This window comes from Pseudoalteromonas luteoviolacea NCIMB 1944 (assembly GCF_001625565.1).
Lineage (GTDB): Bacteria > Pseudomonadota > Gammaproteobacteria > Enterobacterales > Alteromonadaceae > Pseudoalteromonas > Pseudoalteromonas luteoviolacea_F.
Genome location: NZ_AUXS01000064.1, coordinates 325,248 through 343,200, shown reverse-complemented (window position 1 = coordinate 343,200; position 17,953 = coordinate 325,248). Strand labels below are relative to the sequence as shown.

Genomic DNA, 17,953 nt, shown 5'->3' with positions numbered 1-17,953 from the left:
TAAACATCACTGTCGAAACGACTACTGTACATAATCTATCTGCACAAAGTTGTCTCGGGTGTTTTTATCAATTCGGTACAGATAAGGATCAATAATCACATACAATCCGAATGGATCATAGACGTGCATAACAATCGTGTTAAGACCTGATGTAATTGGGTATTCCTTACGGTGATATTCATTAAGCGAGCGCGTTACATCTTCTGGGTTACCCGCAACTACCGCCAACTCGATGGAATCCTCTAATTCCGCTTCTGTTTCTTTACCGTATTCATCCGCAAAGTACTTACTGGCCTCTACGACAACTGTCACCGGATAAAGCCCCGTTTCTGTATTTTTTTCTCCAACGTAGGCACTATCTATTCGTAAATTATAAAAAGTCATTTCCTGAAATAAGTCTTGAACAAGGGCTTGTTGTTTGGAGTTAATATTTGCATTGATCAGTGTTATCAAATCTGTGGTCGTGGCAAACTTTGAAGAAACGCTTTGCTGTTCGATAAATTTCTTCAATAGCTGATTTAATTTACTTTCACCAATACTCTGCGCTAGCGCTAACATCGCTAGAGCGCCTTTTTCGTAATGGACAAAGCTTTGTGATGCAGTGATGTAAAGAGGGTACTCAGGTTCACCACCTCGCGCGCTTAAATAAGCATCAAGAGAATATTTCTTATACTGCCTTAACGCGCCATGATAGTACTTCTCTTTCACAACTTGTAACGCGGAGTACTCTGCGAGGCTTTCAATCAGCATTTCTGCTCCTTCGACATTTGCTGCAGCGAGTTGGTGCCCCCACCACTGATGAGCAACTTCATGTGCAGTAACGAAATAGGGAATGTTGTATACACCTGCCCCTCGCGTATCATGACGAAAGCCTATTTCTTCACTAAAAGGAATGGTATTTGCGAAGCTTTGAGCAAACTGCCTATAGCGTGGAAACTCTATAATACGAAGCTCAGAATGTTGGTAGGGGCCAAACTCTTTTGAAAAATAATCCAACGAGTCCTTTGCAGCATCCATCATGGTATCGATATTCCAAGCATGGTCAGGGTGGTAATATAGAGACAAATCGACACCCTTGTGTCTTTCGTGTTTTGCTTCTAATTTAAATGACTGAATACTATAATAATTTACCATAGGTTGCTCCATGGTATAAACATATTTGGCCCTATGCCCCTTAACTTCATGCTCAGTTAGAATACCCGGCGCCATCGCTATTTGTTCAGCATCAGTTGTGAGTTCAGCGCGAAATGTCACATATTCGCCAATTAATGGGTCGTTGTGAAAAATACTGTTATTTAGTTGATTGATAACATTTGCTTCCCCAGTTAAACCGTATTCGGTTCGTTTGTCGGGATCGGTAATGTACATGCTTGTATCGTAACCAAATACCGGAAAAAGCTCGTTATTGTTAATGAAAGTACCATTTTCGACCACCTGACTCATATTGTCATACATATTGGGGGCAAGTTCGACGACGATATCTATATGTGCAGTATCGCCAGGCGCAAGCGGCTCGTTAAACACAAACCAGTGAGCGACATCAAGACCACTCGATGCTAACTGGCCATCTTCACTTTTCACCTCCCAACTTCCAGTGAGTAGCGGAGTATTAACAATCATTTTATTGATTGGTATATCTTGGGAGTTGAGCAAACTAAGTTTCACTATTGCTTTAATGCTGGGGACTTTAGGGTAAATATCAGCTTTAATATCAACCTGTTGTATAGTTGGAGGGAGCTTAAGCCTATGAGAACTAAATGTCTTTTCATAAGCGACTGCAGTATCATCATCTATGCTTTGCATCTCTGTTGATGGGGACAAAACTGAGTTGTAAAAAATGTGAGATCCAGACGCAAAGAACAAGACGCTACTGAGCAAAATGATATGTTTGTCTTTTTTTGATAATTGACGAAATAACACTGAAAGTCGTGCACGCAGATTTGGGCTCTCCCCACGGGGCCATAATAAATAGCCTAAAATAGCCAAAATTATTGATAGGCTACCCCAGTAGATAAAATACACAATTGTTGCGAAGATGGACTGCCCATAACCGTTTAAATCTGAGTAAACCATTGTTGGGAATAAAGCAAAGCTCAGCATGGGGGGGGTAAATTGAAAAGCGATTATCAACACGGCCATAACTGCCGTACCGGTTGCTCTATTCAAACTAATTGCATGAACAAAGAAAGTGAGTGAAAGTAAGCACGCCACTGTAGTAGCTGAAACAACGCCTACGCTGAATAGGTATTGTTGTAATTCAATGGCTTCTATTCCTATTCCGCTATCAAGTTGAAGCTTCACTGAAGCACTGACTGACACGGCCAAAATAGCCATCACGATAAATAAGGCAGCAATAAATTTTGCGCTCCATAGCAGCTGATTTTTTATTGGATAACACTCTAAAATCGTTCCTATGCCAGACTCGCGTTCTCGCCATATCAATTCAGGGCAATAAAAAAGCAAAACCATAAAAATAGGAATTAACAACACTGCGTCTAATTGCTCAATCATTGCATATGTAACCCGCCAATATGGTGTACCGAAGTCACTCTCCATTGGAAACCAAAGTGTGATAAATACACTTAACCCTAAGACAAACCAAAACGAAGGTTTGGTGACAATGTGAAACACTTCGAATTTTACTTGTCGGTAAAGCAGCCAAATATTGCTCGGTCGCTTCTTGATGGCATGTGTTTCTTTGTTAAGATGAACGTCCTGAGATTGAGGTTCAAATGTTTGTTTTCGTTTAAATTGCACAAAGCGCTTATGTAAAAGGCTGACTTTGATAGCGCCCAAAAAAATAGCGAGCGTTACTAGCAGCCAAAGACACCGATTGAAAAGCAGTGCAGGGCTGAGACTCAGTGTTTGAGTCTGCTTTTCATAAATGCTCCAGTAAACAGTTTGATTTATTATGTGAGAAAAAGCAGAAATATCTAGCAACATCAGCCACTCATGTAACCTAGCGCCACCATGTAGTCTGGCAGCTTCTGCCCAAGCAAGTAAAAGGCCAGTTAACACGACCAGCGCTATAGACATCCCTGCAACAGCGCGTTGACTCTTAAAAGTTATCCCGATTGCATAAAATAACAGCGAGTAATACAGCGCGTTGGGGAGCATAATTATAATGAGTGGGGAGAGGATGAAATCCCACTGGAACGGTCCTATTACATCACTCGGAAGTAGCTGCCACTGCCACCCGATGTAAGCGCAAACTACGCTAGTTATTAGAGTCAAACAGGACAGTAAAGCGACAACAATAAAAATGGCCGAGAGTCTCGCGAAGTGATATGCCCAATGGTTGATTGGCCGACAAAAAATCAGTTCTTGGGTTGAAAATATATGATTGCTTATGGCTACCCGCCCAACGAATATCGCAGCGAGGATCATCAAAATAATACTTTCTTCTCTGACAAGTTCGATATAAGTATACGGCGCATTAATTGGCACGACTTGATAGGTAATTCCATATTGATAGACTGTGTAGGCAGAGAGTGAGATAAGTAACAAAGCTAAAACATACACCATCCATCTGGAAAAAATAGTGGATAGCTCAAATTGCACAGTGTTTATCAGCATAAAGGTGAACCGTGGAACATTGTGTCTTTGGCATTTGCCAAAGTAGCAAAATAGACATCTTCCAAATCAGCGGTAGCGGGCATAAAGCCTTCTGGTTGCTCGGTTTGAATAATAGTCGCGATGATATCTCCTGCAAATCGCTTTTTTGAAATTACATTGTACGTTTTCTCTAAAGTTGCGAGCGCGTCTTTGTCGACAACACCACGCCATACCCGCCCATTTAAATATGTGATTAAATTTGCAGGGCTACCTTGAGCAACAATCTCACCTCGATTCATAATGGCGCATTCAGTGCATAATTCAGAAACATCCTCAACAATATGTGTTGATAGTACAACCACTTTGTCTTCGGCCAGTTCACACAGCAAGTTGTAAAACCGATTGCGCTCTTGCGGGTCTAACCCTGCTGTGGGTTCATCCACTATGATTAAGTCAGGGTTCCCCAGTAGTGCCTGTGCTATGCCAAACCTTTGTTTCATTCCGCCTGAAAAGCTCGATACTGCTTTTTTTCTCTGTTCATACAAATTGGTTTTGACTAATAATGATGTTACGGCCTCTTTTCGCTGCCTTTTATTAGCAAACCCTTTTAATGCGGCCAGATGATCCAGCAAACGAAATGCGCTGATATTGGGGTAGACACCAAAGTCTTGTGGTAAATAACCTAGCCGTTGTCTTATTTGGTGAGCGTCTTTTGAGACATTTATACCGTCAAATTCGATAGTGCCAGAATCTGCTGCTTGCAATGTTGCAACTGTACGCATTAGAGAAGACTTGCCCGCGCCATTTGGGCCAAGTAACCCAAACATGCCTTTTTTAATTGAAAGGTTTACATTCTTTAAGACTAATGACCCTTGGTATGATTTTGAGAGGTTTAAAATTTCTAACACAAGTCACTCCATAGCTTGTTCGACAGCACAGCCAGTATATTAACAAACAGACAGGAATCGAAAAAATAACAAACGGGTCAACTCTTTTGTTCAAATGCACAGCTGAGAGGACTCTATTGTTATATTTTTTCTTACTACTGAGTATATGAGACGTATCACAATTTAAGCATGTTTAATTTGAGTGACATGTTTTTTAGGGGTTGTTATGGTAATGCTACTACTTTGAGTGGTCTTAGTCATACGTTTACGATGTAGGTGTGAGGTTGACTTTGGATAAATATTTTTTAAAGGAGTAAGCATGAAGAAATTATTATTAGTTGTCGGCTTGGTGGTTTCGCACTCAGGCCTTGCTAGCAGTGTAGACCCAACCAAAATTACGCAAGTTTTAGTAGGGCCAAATTATGGTAAGAATGTCATTTTAACCGTTAGTAATAAACCAACTAATGCCCCTAGTTGCCAAACCAATGCAAACTATAGCTACGTTTTTGATGGAACAACAGAGGTAGGTAAAATGACGCTCAGTGTAGTTCTTGCAGCGTATGCAGCCCAAAAAGATGTCTGGTTGGGTGGAACTGATACCTGCACGTTATATGGTGGTATAGAAAATCTAAAGCACATCGTAGCCAAATAGGCTAGCTCAGTAGAGAGGTATTCGGAATATAAGCAAAGGCATTTTCGCACGGTATTTAGCGCTGATAAAATATTAAGAACCTAAGCAATAGGGAGTTTCACGTGACAAAAAGAAATCTATTATTTCTCAGCTATTCATCTTTATTATTAGCTATCGCCATTCTTCTGATTTTAGTCTTTGCAGATAATTTGCAAGCGAGTTCTCTGTTGCAAGACCGAGTATTTTATTTGAGCTTACTATTGATGGGAGTGTTTTGTGCAATTGCATTATTTGGTTTCTTAAAATCTACTGCATCCGTAAAAGGTAATATTGGTGGGTTGGCAATAAGTGTTGCAGGTCCTGCAGCACTAGCCATGATCGTTGTAATCGGTGGATTTTACCTTATTCCGAGGTATGAATTTTTCGACGTGACAATACGCGCTGTAAATGATGTGGGAACACCTGTTTACTCAGACCGAAAGGCAAGGGTTAAATTAACGCTACCAACTGGCGTTAGAGAAGCTGATTTCACCAGAAATGGTGAGGCTACTATTAAGGGTCTACCATATTCATTATTTAACTCAAAACAAAAGATCCTCGTAGATATTTATTACTACGATCAAATATTACCTGGCCAAGAATATACTCTAAGCCTTGATGTGATAGAGGTGCAGTTGAAGGAGAATAATGGGACTCCTGAAGGGATTTTGAATAAGAAAAAAGCGCACTTAGAAGTTTTAAAGTTGTTGGCTCCATATAAATTGTTGTTAGGTAATAATGGGAGAATGGAAATCGATATTGATCAGTACTTCGATAAGAGTTCCCTTGAGCGTCTAAAAACGATTGATGTTCATGAGAAAATCCATCTTTCTGCCGATCAGAAATATGATTTATTTGATGTTTTATATGAATATACGCCTGAGCAACTAAACTTTAATGGGAAGTCATATGCTGAGCTGATCCACGAATCTGCAATAAACTTTAGACGAAATGTATCTATTATGTCTCAGATAGATAGTGAAGGTATGGATCCTGAAATTCAGAGAGAGCTTATAAAAATATCCAGAGCGCAATTTGTCATCATGGCTGCCAGCGTAAGACCTGGGGGCGATTATGATGACTATTTCTCAGACCCACTTTGGGACAGCTTGGCATTTGAGACTAAAAGAATACATGATGATAATGTACTGAACTTTTTTACTGAATTTTCTGACTTTTAGCAACACATGGCGCTGAAAGGTCTGTGTAATGCAGTAGTTAATTGCATACCAGTATAGAGGGGGCTCATGATAGAAGTAGAAAGAATATTAAGAGTCGATCACGCAGGGGAGTTTGCGGCTATAAATATTTATCGCTCTCAGTTGTATATTGCACGTCATTTGTACAAAGATATTGTGCCAAAACTTGAAGAAATGCTAAGCCACGAGCAACAGCACTTTGACACCTTTGATCGGATCCTACAAAGCCGGGATATTAGGCACTGCTACGCACTATCTTTTTGGGCGTTTGGGGGCGCAACTCTTGGTTTTTTAACCGCTTTAGCTGGTAGAAATGCTATATGGGTATGCACAGACTCGATTGAATCTACAGTATTACATCACCTTGAGTGGCAACTAGATTTTTTAGAAAAACATGACCAAGAGGTTCATGACGCCGTTTTCAGTATCAAAGCTGATGAGCAGGAACATCAGGAGTTTGGTCGCTCTCAAGGTTCTAACTCTCTTATATATAAACCTATATTTTGGGTTGTTGAGAAGTCTACCGAATTTGCCATCTGGCTCAGTACAAAGTTATAAAATGGCTGACAACCCCGTTCAACTAAACTTGCTATTGAGACCCAATTTAAGTGAGAAGGTGATACTTTAATTGTGATCAGGACGACTGAAGTACTTGTCATCAATGGCAAAAAGATTGTTTATAGCTGAATGTGATATTGAACAGGCAAAAAGGGAGTCGTAAACCTTGGCTTTTGTTGGCTTTTTATGAGGCCATGCCTTCACAAATAAACTGCACATCGTTATCATCGCCTTTTCGCCAGTCCAATCGTAGTAAGGCACCTACTAAATGTGGGTTGTTCTCAGATCCCTATGATAGTCCTAACGCTTAGCTCTTAGCATAGAGCTAGTTAGTCAACTAAAGAAACAAAGGCAGGCAAAAGATTGGCATGTTTAATTTGAGGTGACTTGTCATCGTGTCAAACTTTAAAACGAACCACTGCGATTAAGCCGATTAACTATTGGCGGAATCGATACCCGATATTTAATTTTTTTGACGGATCCCGGCTAAGCAAGTTGCGCTTGCGATATTTAATACATCCGTCTTCTTCATTAGTTTTACATTGAAATATGAGTATATTTACATTTATTAAAGGCAAGCTCTCAAACGACCTTTATATTCAAGTTTGGGAAAATAGAATTAAAGTCAGTAACATTCAATCTAAAGAGGTATATGATCAAGAGCCTTTACTGGCGGTTGAAGTTAAACCCAATGGCGCGAAACAGGTTGTTGCGATAGGCAGTGACTGCAAAAATTTGGATAAAAAGAAATATATAGTCGCCAATCCATTTTCTCACCCACGGGTCCTGTTAGCGGACTTTTACGTCGCAGAAAAGGTACTTCAGCACGTCGTGAAAGAAATGCACGCAAGTAGGTATATCTCTCCGGCACCAAGGGTTATTTTTCAACCAATGGAAAAAACGGAAGGTGGATTGAGTGCTGTAGAAGAACGCGCCTTTCGCGAACTCTGTATGGGAGCTGGTGCAAGGGAAGTGATTATCTATACGGGCAATGAACTGTCATTACACGATTTAGATTTTGATAAAATCAAATAGGACAAGCCTAAGCCTAGTGCGATTGGTAAAAAGTCAATTTTTGACCCTACAGACGAATCTAGACAAGAGCAGCATCCATTATTATATTTTTGAGCGTAAATTAGGTGCTGGTATGGAATGGACTGCTGCTGATTTATTGGTTTACTATCGGTTTGAAATAGCTAAACCACCGCGCGAATTTTTCTGCCAATCAGCATATCTATTAACACAGCTTGCGCATTTTTTTGGGACTTACTTTGGCTTGGCCCGCAGTACTTAAGCCAAATGATACACAGGTTTGTATTGGTAATTTGGCCTTTACTGCGAGTTGTGTATTATATAATTTTGCTCAAGCGCCGATTTAGAGCATAGATAGTGTTTGCCCCAATCAAAGCCGCAGGTTTTTATCTTGTAACTTATCCCGACTACTTTAAAGGTTATAGTTGCGTTCAATGTATAGGAAAGTATTGTGAAAGAAGTAACTGGTGATTTAATTGCGCTGGCATTGAAAGGAGATTTTGATGTCATCATTCATGGATGTAATTGTTTTTGCACCATGGGAGCGGGAATAGCGAAAGGCATTAAAGATAAATTCCCAGAAGCTTATGATGCGGACGCGTCAACAGAAAAGGGATCCAAAGATAAATTAGGTTCATATACGAGTGCTACGGTTTTAAGGAACGGCCATAAAATAACAATTGTGAACGCGTATACGCAACACAATTGGCGTGGTCGTGGCGTCAAAACCGATTATGATGCAATTAGAAAAGCTTTCGGAGGCATAAAAGTGTCATTTTCAGGCAAGAGGATTGGCTACCCATTGATTGGTGCTGGCCTGGCTGGTGGTGATTGGAAAGTTATTGCTACCATCATTGATAATGAATTACAGGGTGAAGATCATACATTAGTGAGGTTTGCGCCATAATAATCAACTAAGCAGGAATTAAACTTACAATTATAAGCGCACACATTGAGCGCAAAGAGGGCAAGGGAGCAATAATTTCATGACTAAAACTTTTTCAGTCTTAGTGCTTTTGTTATTTCTGTCTGGGTGTTCTTTTAGTGGAATATTCTTTCCAATTGATAATAGACCCGATGAGCAGAATATTGGAAGATTTGAAGCAATATCATTGACTGCATCGGATGGCACCAAAATCAATCATTATCTATTTAAGCCTGCCACAGAGCATAAGGCGACAATTTTTGCGTTTCAAGGTAGCGGTTCAAAAGTGGTCAATTGGTACAAAGTGATAAAGCCACTTGTTGATGATGGTTATCAGGTTTTTATGATGGATTATCGTGGGTTTGGGGGCTCGCAGGGTAAAGCCGAACACTCATTAGTTGCACAAGATGCGAGTAACGCGTTGGCTTATTTGGTAGGCAGACGCGACGTTACAAACCGGCCTGTTTTGGTCTTAGGCCAATCATACGGTGGACAGCTAGCAATTTATGTTGCCCATCAACATTCAGAGTTGGTTGATGCTCTAATTACTGAAGGCACTTTTACTTCATTTAGTGATGAAGCAGCCTATTCATCCCCTTGGATTGCGAGGCCTTTGGTCCGGGCTATCTTTACCGAACCATATATTGCGGCGGATTTAATTTCTGATATTGAGCTGCCAATGTTAATTGTTCATAGCACGAATGATAAGATTGTACCTTTTCATATGGCACAAACGCTTTATGCTAATGCCAACAGCGAGAAGCAGTTATGGGAGATCCAAGGTAAGCATGTAGCCGGGCTGATTGATTTACCTCAGGAATATATTTCCAAAGTGAATGAACTGCTGTTGCTTAGTCACCGCAGAGCAACGCACAAAGCAAGCCACTGAATACAGACGTTGGTGTTTAAGCACTTATGATATTTGTCGAATGTGAGAATAGCTGCGAAGGAAATTATGGTTAGGTTTTTAATTTTTGTATTGATGCTTTGGCCATTGTCTGCTGTCAGTTTGGACATTAGTTGCCCTACAGCAGAGCTGGATCTGTCTAAAATCGATCATCGAATATTAAGCTTAAAGGCCAGTAATAATGGCAAGCGTCAAACAAGTTACACGGTTACCTTTCCTGCAAAGTTTAATGCATACACGGCAAGTAGCGCTCTATTACAGGTAGGTGATAAAGTTGATTGGCAATTGTTAGCGCCACTGGCGCTTGAGCAGGCTTTCCATAATGATGAAGAGCTTTCTGTTTACGTAGCGGCTTCATCATCGTTTTCACAGCGCAAGTATGTGCAGATAACATATGGCTCATGTCTTTCTCAAACTATTGAGTTACCATAGTCTTTGCTTATATTAAGGTCTTTTATGTTAAAAATGAGTGTCCGCTACTCGTGCTATCAAAGTCTTTGGCTTCCAAGTGTGTTATTCATATTAACTTTTTCAAACTTAGCATTTGCAATTGATTGCTCATTTGAAAAATACCAAAAAAGCTATAGTGTAGAGTCTGCGAAAAGTGATGCGACTGCTAGTTATGAACGTGATGGCGTGATGTTCATTGCAGTAGCAAATGGTTTTGTTCCAGAGCGTCCCGGGTTTGGACATATAGTTTTGTCTAAGTGCTTGATACTAGACACTAAGTGGAAGACACTTTGGGTTGGGGCTGACAGTAGCGGATGTACAAACAAGCATCAAATGGTTGAGCAAGCTGTTGACTATGCTTTGCGTTTTAACCAGCAAATGCTCAAGCATGCGAGCACCAGTAACGTCTACAAATGTACAATACAAGGTACTCAACGTTAGCAATCATCATGCAAGCAAATTGTTTAATACGATTTGGTTAAGTCAGATTAGGTATAACACAAGCGCCATTTTCCTATGTAATAGCTTAAATGCGAGTTCTCGATTAGTCTATTTAGGTGGCATTTCCGTTTGTAGGTTAAGTTACTAAATTGCTGCTCTTATCCAAGGTGCTAAAAGTGACTTAAAATAAGAAAAGATGACTTTGAGGCGCAATTTAATATTTCAGGAGTGATGAAAATGGTAAAAGCGCTACGAATGGTAAGCGTATTTTTGATTGTATTGGGCGTGTGTTTATTTTTGGGAGATTTTCTTCCGGTGAATTTAACCGCATTGGAGGGGGACGATTTATATATGAAAATTGTGCCCGATGATACATTTTCCATTGTAAGTTATCGACTTTCTATTTTAATCACGGGCGTTGTGGTCTTTATGGCTCTTAAGCTTAAAGACGCACTGGACGTTAGAAGACAAGGTGAGTAATACACGCTCTGAGCACCATATTGCCCATTACACTCAATTGGAGTGCGCAATAACATATCGATGGCTGAGTAATTATCAAGTAAATATAATAATCAAATGGTTAAATGTGCTTTGTGTACGCTAGCTGCTTGCGTAAAACACCGCTATTGAACAGACACTTCGGGACGAATTTTAAGAGCAAATTGCGTCTGTTACAAAATGTCGAGCAGGACTTAAATAACTACAGAGATAAATTATGCCGTAACGTAGAGACGACGAGCATAGACGAATGAAGACAGGTGTAGCTACTTATTACACTGCTTCAACAGGAGTTCTTGGCCGGGCTTTTTCTGTGTATTAAGGAAGTATTACTCTCAAAGCTCCCCTCAATTCGCTCGCTTATACCAATTGCAAACATAAGCACCATGCGATTATAAATCGTTCGTTTTGCAGCTTGTTTTCCACTCAGTAAAGCGTTATAAAGTTTTATACATTGTTGTGTTACTTGCAGTAAGGATATTTAAATGGCTGAAAATGAAAATAACAAAGCGATTAAACCAAGTAATATGGGACTAGCAATTGCGATGGGGGCAGGTGTCGGCATTATTTTTGGTGATGTGATTTTTGATAGTGTGGGCGTCGGCATTGCCGTTGGAGCTGGTATTGCCATCGCGCTTAGTCGCTTCAAAAGAGCAACATGAAGTAAACTAGATAAAATTTAGAAACCTCCACATACCTAGCTATGCAATCAGAACGGAGCTAACTGGACAGCTTTTTACCACTAATATGGGGTTTTTAGCTTTAACATTCAGATAATCAGAATAATAAAAAACTAAAGGGAACTATATGAAGTTTGTGCTACCGCTATTATTTTTCTTTTTTATGCCTTTGGTATCAGCTAAACCACTCACACCTGGCTATTTTTTAAAGTGGGATAGTGACCATACTGAGCGTGAAATTCGCCCTGTTTACCCCATTGATGAAAAAGAGATAGCTAATTTCAAGGTGTATAAGGTAGCGGTTGAAAATGCAAAGCCATCGAGCGTTTGCTTTTACGCATTTTCAAAGCCGAGTGATAAATCTAGTTTTGGCGCACATTGTATGCGCTTTACTTACAGTGGCTCAGGAATAACACGGTCATTTTTTAATGTTGCTGGGGAGCAGGTGGTCAACCACGAGGGGGTACACACGGTAAAGTACCTTTTTCAAGGGAACAAGTATCCTCTCTTGCGCCGACATTTAGATGTAAAAGGCCAACTGAAAGAGAGCTCGCTAGGGGTAGCAGAATACCGTTTTAAAAGGGACTCCAAAGGCAGACGGATCAGCGAGATAAGGTTTGATGGAGCAGGAAACGTTGTACCTGAACACAACGGATTTTATGAAGCTAGGTTTGCTTTTGATAACAATGACTACGCAACCTATCGAAAGGGATTTGATAAAAACGGGCACATTATGGAAGGGCCAAATGGATATGCGACAGCGTATTTTTGGTTTGATGAAAACGGCACATTTTTAAAAGAAGAATTCCGAGATACTAAGGAAAACTTAGTATTGGGACCAAGCGGTTTTTTTGCCAAAATTGTCTATGGTGGCATTGATGATTCTGGAAATTGGCACAAAATTTCACTCTATGACGAAAAAGATCAGTTAGTGAGTAACTATGCTGCATACGCTATCGCCAAATATGACAGACTTAACCAACGGGAATCGATTACATACTATGACGCTCAGATGAAAGTTGCACAAAATAACCGTGGTGTTGCAAAGTATCTCTACAAATATGATTCGGAGCACAACCTTATCAAAAGAGAGGGGTACTCGGCCATAAACGAATTGGTGACTCAATAAAAGGGCTAGATGAGAAATTACCGAGCGATAATAAGGTGCGGCGGTATTAGCCTACGTGTGTTAACGCCAAAGGACACTAGTTTAGCTAAGGCTAACAAGTGCTCTTTGGCGTTCGAGTTCAGCTTCAATAAGTCACGAATAAAAAATATTCACAACATGTGAAAAGTCGCAGCAGCTTTGCGCTACAGAAGGCTAATTAGACTTCATCTTTCTTGTTGAAAACCAATATATCGCCGGGCTGACAATCGAGGTAATTGCATATCTGGGCAAGGGTTTCAAAGCGTACCCCTTTGACTTTCCCTCGCTTTAACAAAGATAAATTTGCTTCCGTGATGCCAATGGCTTTGGCTAGTTCTTTTGATGAAACTTTACGCATCGCCATCACTACGTCAAGGTTAACGATTATCTCCATAGTTAGATAAACTCCTTGTTCTCATCTTCGATTTCTTTTGCAGCTTTGAGCAGGTACGCGACAATTGCCAATAACCCCAGTGTAATTAGCTCCCCAAAATCAATCGTCAATACAACTTCGGCATCACCAAACATCGCTTTGTGCCAAAATCCGATCCCTAAAGTCAGTGCTATGTAGTAAATAGTTGAGGCAATTTTTAGCAAGATAAAATTAATAAAACAGCGAAAGCACTCGTGACTAAAAAACTGCCCTTGCTCAAATAGCGAAAGTAACTTGCAGACCCAATAAATGGCCGCAACGATAAAAATTAAGATGGGTGCGCTAAGTACAAACAAGATGAGTTGATTTATTTGCTCTGACTCCCACATCACCATAAACAATTCACTATCGAAATAGTTGATCTGGTTATTAACCGCGACTTGGTACAAGTTGAATACTAAAACCAAAAGCGTGACTGCAATAACGGCTATGCGAATAGCGCCACTTCTTCTCTGAATTTTTTCGATTGTCTGTGACATGAATGCTCCATGGTCTACCTCGTTATCTGGTGAGAATCATATCACACATAAATTAATTTCTGAAAAAAAGTAAAAAATTATCGTTTTACAATAATTTTATTTCATGTAATGATGTTTTCAATGTTACTGAGGAGCACACAGTTATGCAAAAGAACCAATCGCTATTTAAAACCGCACTAATCAGCGCAGCAATCAGCTCAAGTGTTTTACTCGCTGGATGTCAATTTACAAATGTGTTTGAGCAATCGACCGCTGTTCAAACACCGCAGGCTCAACAGTTAGTTGAATTAGAAAGCTTGTTTAGTTCAGAGCAGATCAGCCATGTTTCTTTATCAAATGATGGACAGTGGATAGCTTTCCTACAAATGAACAATGGAGGAAAAAATATTCATCTGGTTCGCCAAGGTAAAGGGCTTGAAAGTGCTGTGGCACTGACTTCATTCGAGGATGGTGTGGATGGGTTTGTATGGTCAGATAACGACAATGAGATACTGTTTAACAAAGACTTTGAAGGTAATGAAAATGACCAAATATTTACGCTACGCTTTACGCCAAACAACCTACAAGCTAAACCAGCAGTTACTCGACTGACGCACAATGACGACGTTGACTATACATTCATTGCGCAAGTAAAGAACAATCCGAGCAAAATCGCAGTGCTGGCAAATCATATCAGTAGTCAAATGGATGTATTCCATGTAGATATTAAAACTCAAGCTGTGCAATTGGTGCAAAAAAATGATATTTCGTTTTATACCGCAGAGCTTGATGATAATGGCTATGCAGCTGTAGCTGCAAAACTCAATCCAGACAATTCAGTGACTGTCTACAAACGAGCTAATGAGGGCTGGTCAAAAGTATTCCAATCGGAGGTTGGTGAAAATGTCAGTGTGATCAGTTACGACCATAGTAATAACCGAGCATTTATTTCTGGCAGTGTTCAAGGTAGAGATAAAAAAGAGTTACTAGAGCTAGATCTTGCCACAAACAAATTAAAAACAGCGCATAAAGATCCGCAAGACCAATCAGATTTACATCATGTTGTCTTTGATAAAACAGGTCAACCAATGATTGTTTCGTATTATGGTGGACGACTGCGCAATTATCCGATTGATGGTAAATCGTCTAAAACATTGAACAAAATTAAAGGCCACTTAGAAGGCGAATTTGATGTTTTAGTTGAAAAAATAGAGCACGATAAAAACCAGTGGTATTTAAAAGTGTCATATGCCAACAAACCGGACGAAAAGTTTGTATATAACACCAGCAAAGATACTTTGACTGATTTGCTTAATCAAGCGCCGACTTTTGATCCAAACTTGCTGGGAGAAAGGCAGTCTATTACCTATAAAGCGACAGATGGCCTTGAAATTCAGGCCTACTTGACGCTACCACTACATGGCAAAAAGAATCTGCCTACGATTGTTTTGCCTCACGGGGGGCCATGGGCAAGAGATGAATGGGGTTACTCGAGCGATTACTTTGTGCCGATAGCGCACTTCTTTGCAAATCGCGGGTACGCGGTGTTGCAGCCAAACTTTAGGAGTTCGACCGGTTTTGGCAAGAAGTTCATTGAGTTGGGCAATCGAAACTGGGGTACGGGCGCCATGCAACAAGATTTGACAGATGGTGTAAACTATTTGGTAGCACAGGGAATTGCGGATAAATCACGGGTGGGGATAATGGGCGCCTCTTACGGTGGTTATGCGGCATTGGCCGGTGCAACATTTACCCCTGATGTTTATAGTGCTGTGATTTCTTATGTTGGTCCTTCAAGCATCACGGCCATGGTAGAGTCTTTTCCTGAGCATTATAGGCCTTACATGGGAACGGTTTTTGCCAGTGTTGGTGATCCCCTAATTGATTCAGATAGACTAGATATGGAGTCACGCTCTCCGATCAATTTTGTTGATAAAATCACAACACCAATTATGTTGATCCAAGGTGCAAATGATCCGAGGATCCCTCAATATCAATCAGATACGATTGCAAAAAAGCTATATAAAACTAATCGTCCAGTTGAGTATATTCTGGCTAAAAATGAAGGACATGGGTTTAGACAGCAAGACAATAAGCTTGCATCTATCGTTGCTATGGAGGCATTTTTCGCCAAGCACCTAGGTGGTAATAAGTCTGTCTCAGTGAGCTCTAAAATTAGTGAGCACTTAACATCGCTTACGGTTGATGTGAGCAAACTTTAAATAGATTCATATACAAAAAACACGCGTACGCAAATTTGAGTGCGCGTATTTTTTTGCTGACTTCAAAATGCTTCGTTATGACAATTGCATATCTAGCTTTATTTATCGAGGTTTGTCTTAAATTATTCGTCTTAATTTACCCTCCTTTGCTTGATTCACTCTGTAACAATTTGTAATACTTTTCCGTTGGAATGAGGTTTATGCTCAGCTTGGGCTGGAAAACTGAGCTTAGTAAATGAGGGCGATATGTAATGCGGCTCAACAAAGTATAGGTATAACATTACAAAGTTATGTGAGTATTCATTTGTCATACAAGGAGCAAGTAATTGAAGAAAAAATTATTTAAACCAGTGCTTTGTGCGCTGTATTCAGGGCTAATATTGGCAAGTGTCGTCAGTCATGCTGAAACGAAAATTCCGGCAGATGCTGATCAAACTTGCGTGGTTTCGAATACAGATCTAAAGCAATGGTTTGCAAAACGGAAAATCTCAAAGGGTGGGCTCGTTAAGCCCGCTGATAGTTTAAACTCAGTTTTCTCTGAATCTGAGAGTAAGGATTGTGATTTTTATAAATGGGGAGCACAAATGTTTTTGTGGCTTTCTTCTCCCGTTGAAAGTACTTATGTGTTTGATGGGCCGTCATTTTTTGATGTCGTTCAAAAGACAGAGAGTGATAAAGACAAGTTTCCTTTCAAGCTAAAAAAAAACAGCTTGAATAAAATTAACAATAACTATTCCATTCGTACTTTAAAGCAGGACGATCCGTTTGGCAGTACAGGTCAAGCAGGAGGTAAGGGGGTACTGCTTTCTCAGCAGGCATCATTGACTTACTATGGAATTAATGTCAACGACGTGTTTGCCTCTTACAGAACTGGTCAAGCGCAAGGCAAATTTAAAGGGACTGAAATTGAATATGAATTCCCAAATACAATCGAAGGGCTAAGGCGAGTTGAAAAATTTGCTGGCCGTAGGTTTAAAGATGGTCACACTTTAGCTATGGAGATTAAAACATCATGGGTGGATGCCAGTACTGTAGACGCAAGTCGATATTTAGTTATTGATGCAAAGGTACCTAATTACGATAAAAAAAGTACAACCAAATGGGCCTTACAAACGGGTGCCGTAACCAAGAGATTGGCTCTCGTAGGTATGCATGTTGTCGGCACTGTGAATGGCCACCCTGAAATGGTTTGGGCGACATTTGAACATTTAGATAACGCGCCAGACCAAGTGTATTACTATTTCAACAAAGAAAGAGAGTATGTAAAGCAAGAGTTCAACGCTTCTGGCGATTGGACATTTGCGAAAAGCAATACAATGGCCAGTACAGAAGTTAAAGAGTTTCAGGTTGTCGCTTCTGATAAGTCCGAATGTGGTGTTAATCAAAAGTGCAAAAGTGGTGATATCGTCGCAAAAGCGAGTGTGATTCAAGAGAATAATGTTATCCGGCAGAATCCTTGGGGCAGTGCACCCGATGATGCTCATTACTCTGTTGTAACGAGCAATACCGATTTAATCTCATTGAACCATTCAATTTTGTCTTTGTTGAAAGGGGTGGGTGATGTGCGTGCGAATTACTATCTAGTTGGCAGTATTTGGACCGCTACTGGTCAAGTCCCTGAAAATGGTGACATCCCTACAAATCCGAAAGACAATATTTTCCAAGGTGCATTGTTATTATCTAATGCCACGATGGAAACGTTTCATCAGGCTCCACCCAGTCCAACAAACAGTGATGGCCCTGTTAATTGTTTTGGATGTCACAATGATCGAGGAAATAAGAAAAAAAAATTTAATGTGAGCCGTATATTTAGCAAATTGGAGCCTTTAAGTATTGATAAATAGCGACTTACAAGTAATAACAAATAACGACGCACCTGCGTCGTTATCTG

General features: G+C 40.2%; 17 protein-coding genes. 13 read left to right on the top strand and 4 right to left on the bottom strand.

The genetic code is table 11. The features are described from left to right. Window positions 1-21: 21 nt before the first annotated feature. Together N483_RS22280 and N483_RS22275 are read right to left on the bottom strand one after the other, a co-directional pair. Entirely contained in the window at window positions 22-3,576 is a 3,555-nt protein-coding gene (locus tag N483_RS22280; RefSeq protein ID WP_023398031.1) for an ABC transporter permease/M1 family aminopeptidase, read from the bottom strand. Beyond that, window positions 3,570-4,463 (bottom strand): ABC transporter ATP-binding protein, encoded by an 894-nt coding sequence (locus N483_RS22275; RefSeq protein ID WP_023398030.1) that lies wholly within the window; start codon window positions 4,461-4,463, stop codon window positions 3,570-3,572. Before N483_RS22275 ends, N483_RS22280 begins: the two co-directional genes overlap by 7 nt. Before the next feature lie 298 nt (window positions 4,464-4,761). Between N483_RS22275 and N483_RS22270 the strand changes: the two genes are divergently transcribed. The 11 genes from N483_RS22270 (at window position 4,762) to N483_RS22225 (ending at window position 12,931) form a co-directional block, all read left to right on the top strand. Beyond that, a complete protein-coding gene (locus N483_RS22270; protein ID WP_023398029.1) occupies window positions 4,762-5,094 on the top strand; it encodes a hypothetical protein in 333 nt (110 codons plus the stop codon). Window positions 5,095-5,195: 101 nt separating this feature from the next. Then, window positions 5,196-6,293: a hypothetical protein gene (locus N483_RS22265; RefSeq protein ID WP_023398028.1), complete on the top strand. Its 1,098-nt coding sequence runs from the start codon at window positions 5,196-5,198 to the stop codon at window positions 6,291-6,293. Window positions 6,294-6,359: 66 nt separating this feature from the next. Then, window positions 6,360-6,869 (top strand): demethoxyubiquinone hydroxylase family protein, encoded by a 510-nt coding sequence (locus N483_RS22260; RefSeq protein WP_023398027.1) that lies wholly within the window; start codon window positions 6,360-6,362, stop codon window positions 6,867-6,869. A 549-nt stretch (window positions 6,870-7,418) separates the two neighbouring features. Then, window positions 7,419-7,904, top strand: a complete 486-nt coding sequence (locus N483_RS22255; RefSeq protein WP_023398026.1) for a rod shape-determining protein — start codon at window positions 7,419-7,421, stop codon at window positions 7,902-7,904. A 448-nt stretch (window positions 7,905-8,352) separates the two neighbouring features. Next, entirely contained in the window at window positions 8,353-8,808 is a 456-nt protein-coding gene (locus N483_RS22250; RefSeq protein ID WP_023398025.1) for a macro domain-containing protein, read from the top strand. A 79-nt stretch (window positions 8,809-8,887) separates the two neighbouring features. Further along, a complete protein-coding gene (locus tag N483_RS22245) occupies window positions 8,888-9,715 on the top strand; it encodes an alpha/beta hydrolase (protein ID WP_023398024.1) in 828 nt (275 codons plus the stop codon). 66 nt (window positions 9,716-9,781) lie between these two features. Continuing rightward, complete coding sequence (locus N483_RS22240) at window positions 9,782-10,165, top strand: hypothetical protein (RefSeq protein WP_023398023.1); 384 nt, start codon at window positions 9,782-9,784, stop codon at window positions 10,163-10,165. A 24-nt stretch (window positions 10,166-10,189) separates the two neighbouring features. Beyond that, window positions 10,190-10,624, top strand: a complete 435-nt coding sequence (locus N483_RS22235; protein WP_023398022.1) for a hypothetical protein — start codon at window positions 10,190-10,192, stop codon at window positions 10,622-10,624. 237 nt (window positions 10,625-10,861) lie between these two features. Then, entirely contained in the window at window positions 10,862-11,104 is a 243-nt protein-coding gene (locus tag N483_RS22230; protein ID WP_023398021.1) for a hypothetical protein, read from the top strand. Between the two features lie 503 nt (window positions 11,105-11,607). Then, window positions 11,608-11,784, top strand: coding sequence for a hypothetical protein (locus N483_RS27140; protein ID WP_023398020.1), 177 nt, complete (start codon window positions 11,608-11,610; stop codon window positions 11,782-11,784). A gap of 145 nt (window positions 11,785-11,929) precedes the next feature. Then, window positions 11,930-12,931, top strand: a complete 1,002-nt coding sequence (locus N483_RS22225; RefSeq protein WP_023398019.1) for a hypothetical protein — start codon at window positions 11,930-11,932, stop codon at window positions 12,929-12,931. A gap of 196 nt (window positions 12,932-13,127) precedes the next feature. Here the strand turns inward: N483_RS22225 and N483_RS22220 are convergent, their stop codons facing one another. Both N483_RS22220 and N483_RS22215 read right to left on the bottom strand, forming a co-directional pair. Then, window positions 13,128-13,343, bottom strand: coding sequence for a helix-turn-helix domain-containing protein (locus N483_RS22220; RefSeq protein WP_023398018.1), 216 nt, complete (start codon window positions 13,341-13,343; stop codon window positions 13,128-13,130). Between the two features lie 2 nt (window positions 13,344-13,345). Continuing rightward, window positions 13,346-13,861, bottom strand: coding sequence for a DUF2975 domain-containing protein (locus N483_RS22215; protein WP_023398017.1), 516 nt, complete (start codon window positions 13,859-13,861; stop codon window positions 13,346-13,348). Between the two features lie 143 nt (window positions 13,862-14,004). On the opposite strand from N483_RS22215, the gene N483_RS22210 reads away from it, so the two are divergent. Together N483_RS22210 and N483_RS22205 are read left to right on the top strand one after the other, a co-directional pair. Then, complete coding sequence (locus N483_RS22210; RefSeq protein WP_023398016.1) at window positions 14,005-16,062, top strand: alpha/beta hydrolase family protein; 2,058 nt, start codon at window positions 14,005-14,007, stop codon at window positions 16,060-16,062. A gap of 326 nt (window positions 16,063-16,388) precedes the next feature. Then, window positions 16,389-17,906, top strand: coding sequence for a hypothetical protein (locus tag N483_RS22205; protein ID WP_023398015.1), 1,518 nt, complete (start codon window positions 16,389-16,391; stop codon window positions 17,904-17,906). The last annotated feature ends 47 nt before the right edge of the window (window positions 17,907-17,953 follow it).

Coding starts and splice junctions, on each gene's coding strand:
- N483_RS22280 (WP_023398031.1), bottom strand. CDS start 3,576: ATGCTGATAAACACTGTGCAATTTGAGCTATCCACTATTTTTTCCAGA.
- N483_RS22270 (WP_023398029.1), top strand. CDS start 4,762: ATGAAGAAATTATTATTAGTTGTCGGCTTGGTGGTTTCGCACTCAGGC.
- N483_RS22260 (WP_023398027.1), top strand. CDS start 6,360: ATGATAGAAGTAGAAAGAATATTAAGAGTCGATCACGCAGGGGAGTTT.
- N483_RS22255 (WP_023398026.1), top strand. CDS start 7,419: ATGAGTATATTTACATTTATTAAAGGCAAGCTCTCAAACGACCTTTAT.
- N483_RS22245 (WP_023398024.1), top strand. CDS start 8,888: ATGACTAAAACTTTTTCAGTCTTAGTGCTTTTGTTATTTCTGTCTGGG.
- N483_RS22240 (WP_023398023.1), top strand. CDS start 9,782: ATGGTTAGGTTTTTAATTTTTGTATTGATGCTTTGGCCATTGTCTGCT.
- N483_RS22235 (WP_023398022.1), top strand. CDS start 10,190: ATGTTAAAAATGAGTGTCCGCTACTCGTGCTATCAAAGTCTTTGGCTT.
- N483_RS22230 (WP_023398021.1), top strand. CDS start 10,862: ATGGTAAAAGCGCTACGAATGGTAAGCGTATTTTTGATTGTATTGGGC.
- N483_RS27140 (WP_023398020.1), top strand. CDS start 11,608: ATGGCTGAAAATGAAAATAACAAAGCGATTAAACCAAGTAATATGGGA.
- N483_RS22225 (WP_023398019.1), top strand. CDS start 11,930: ATGAAGTTTGTGCTACCGCTATTATTTTTCTTTTTTATGCCTTTGGTA.
- N483_RS22220 (WP_023398018.1), bottom strand. CDS start 13,343: ATGGAGATAATCGTTAACCTTGACGTAGTGATGGCGATGCGTAAAGTT.
- N483_RS22215 (WP_023398017.1), bottom strand. CDS start 13,861: ATGTCACAGACAATCGAAAAAATTCAGAGAAGAAGTGGCGCTATTCGC.
- N483_RS22210 (WP_023398016.1), top strand. CDS start 14,005: ATGCAAAAGAACCAATCGCTATTTAAAACCGCACTAATCAGCGCAGCA.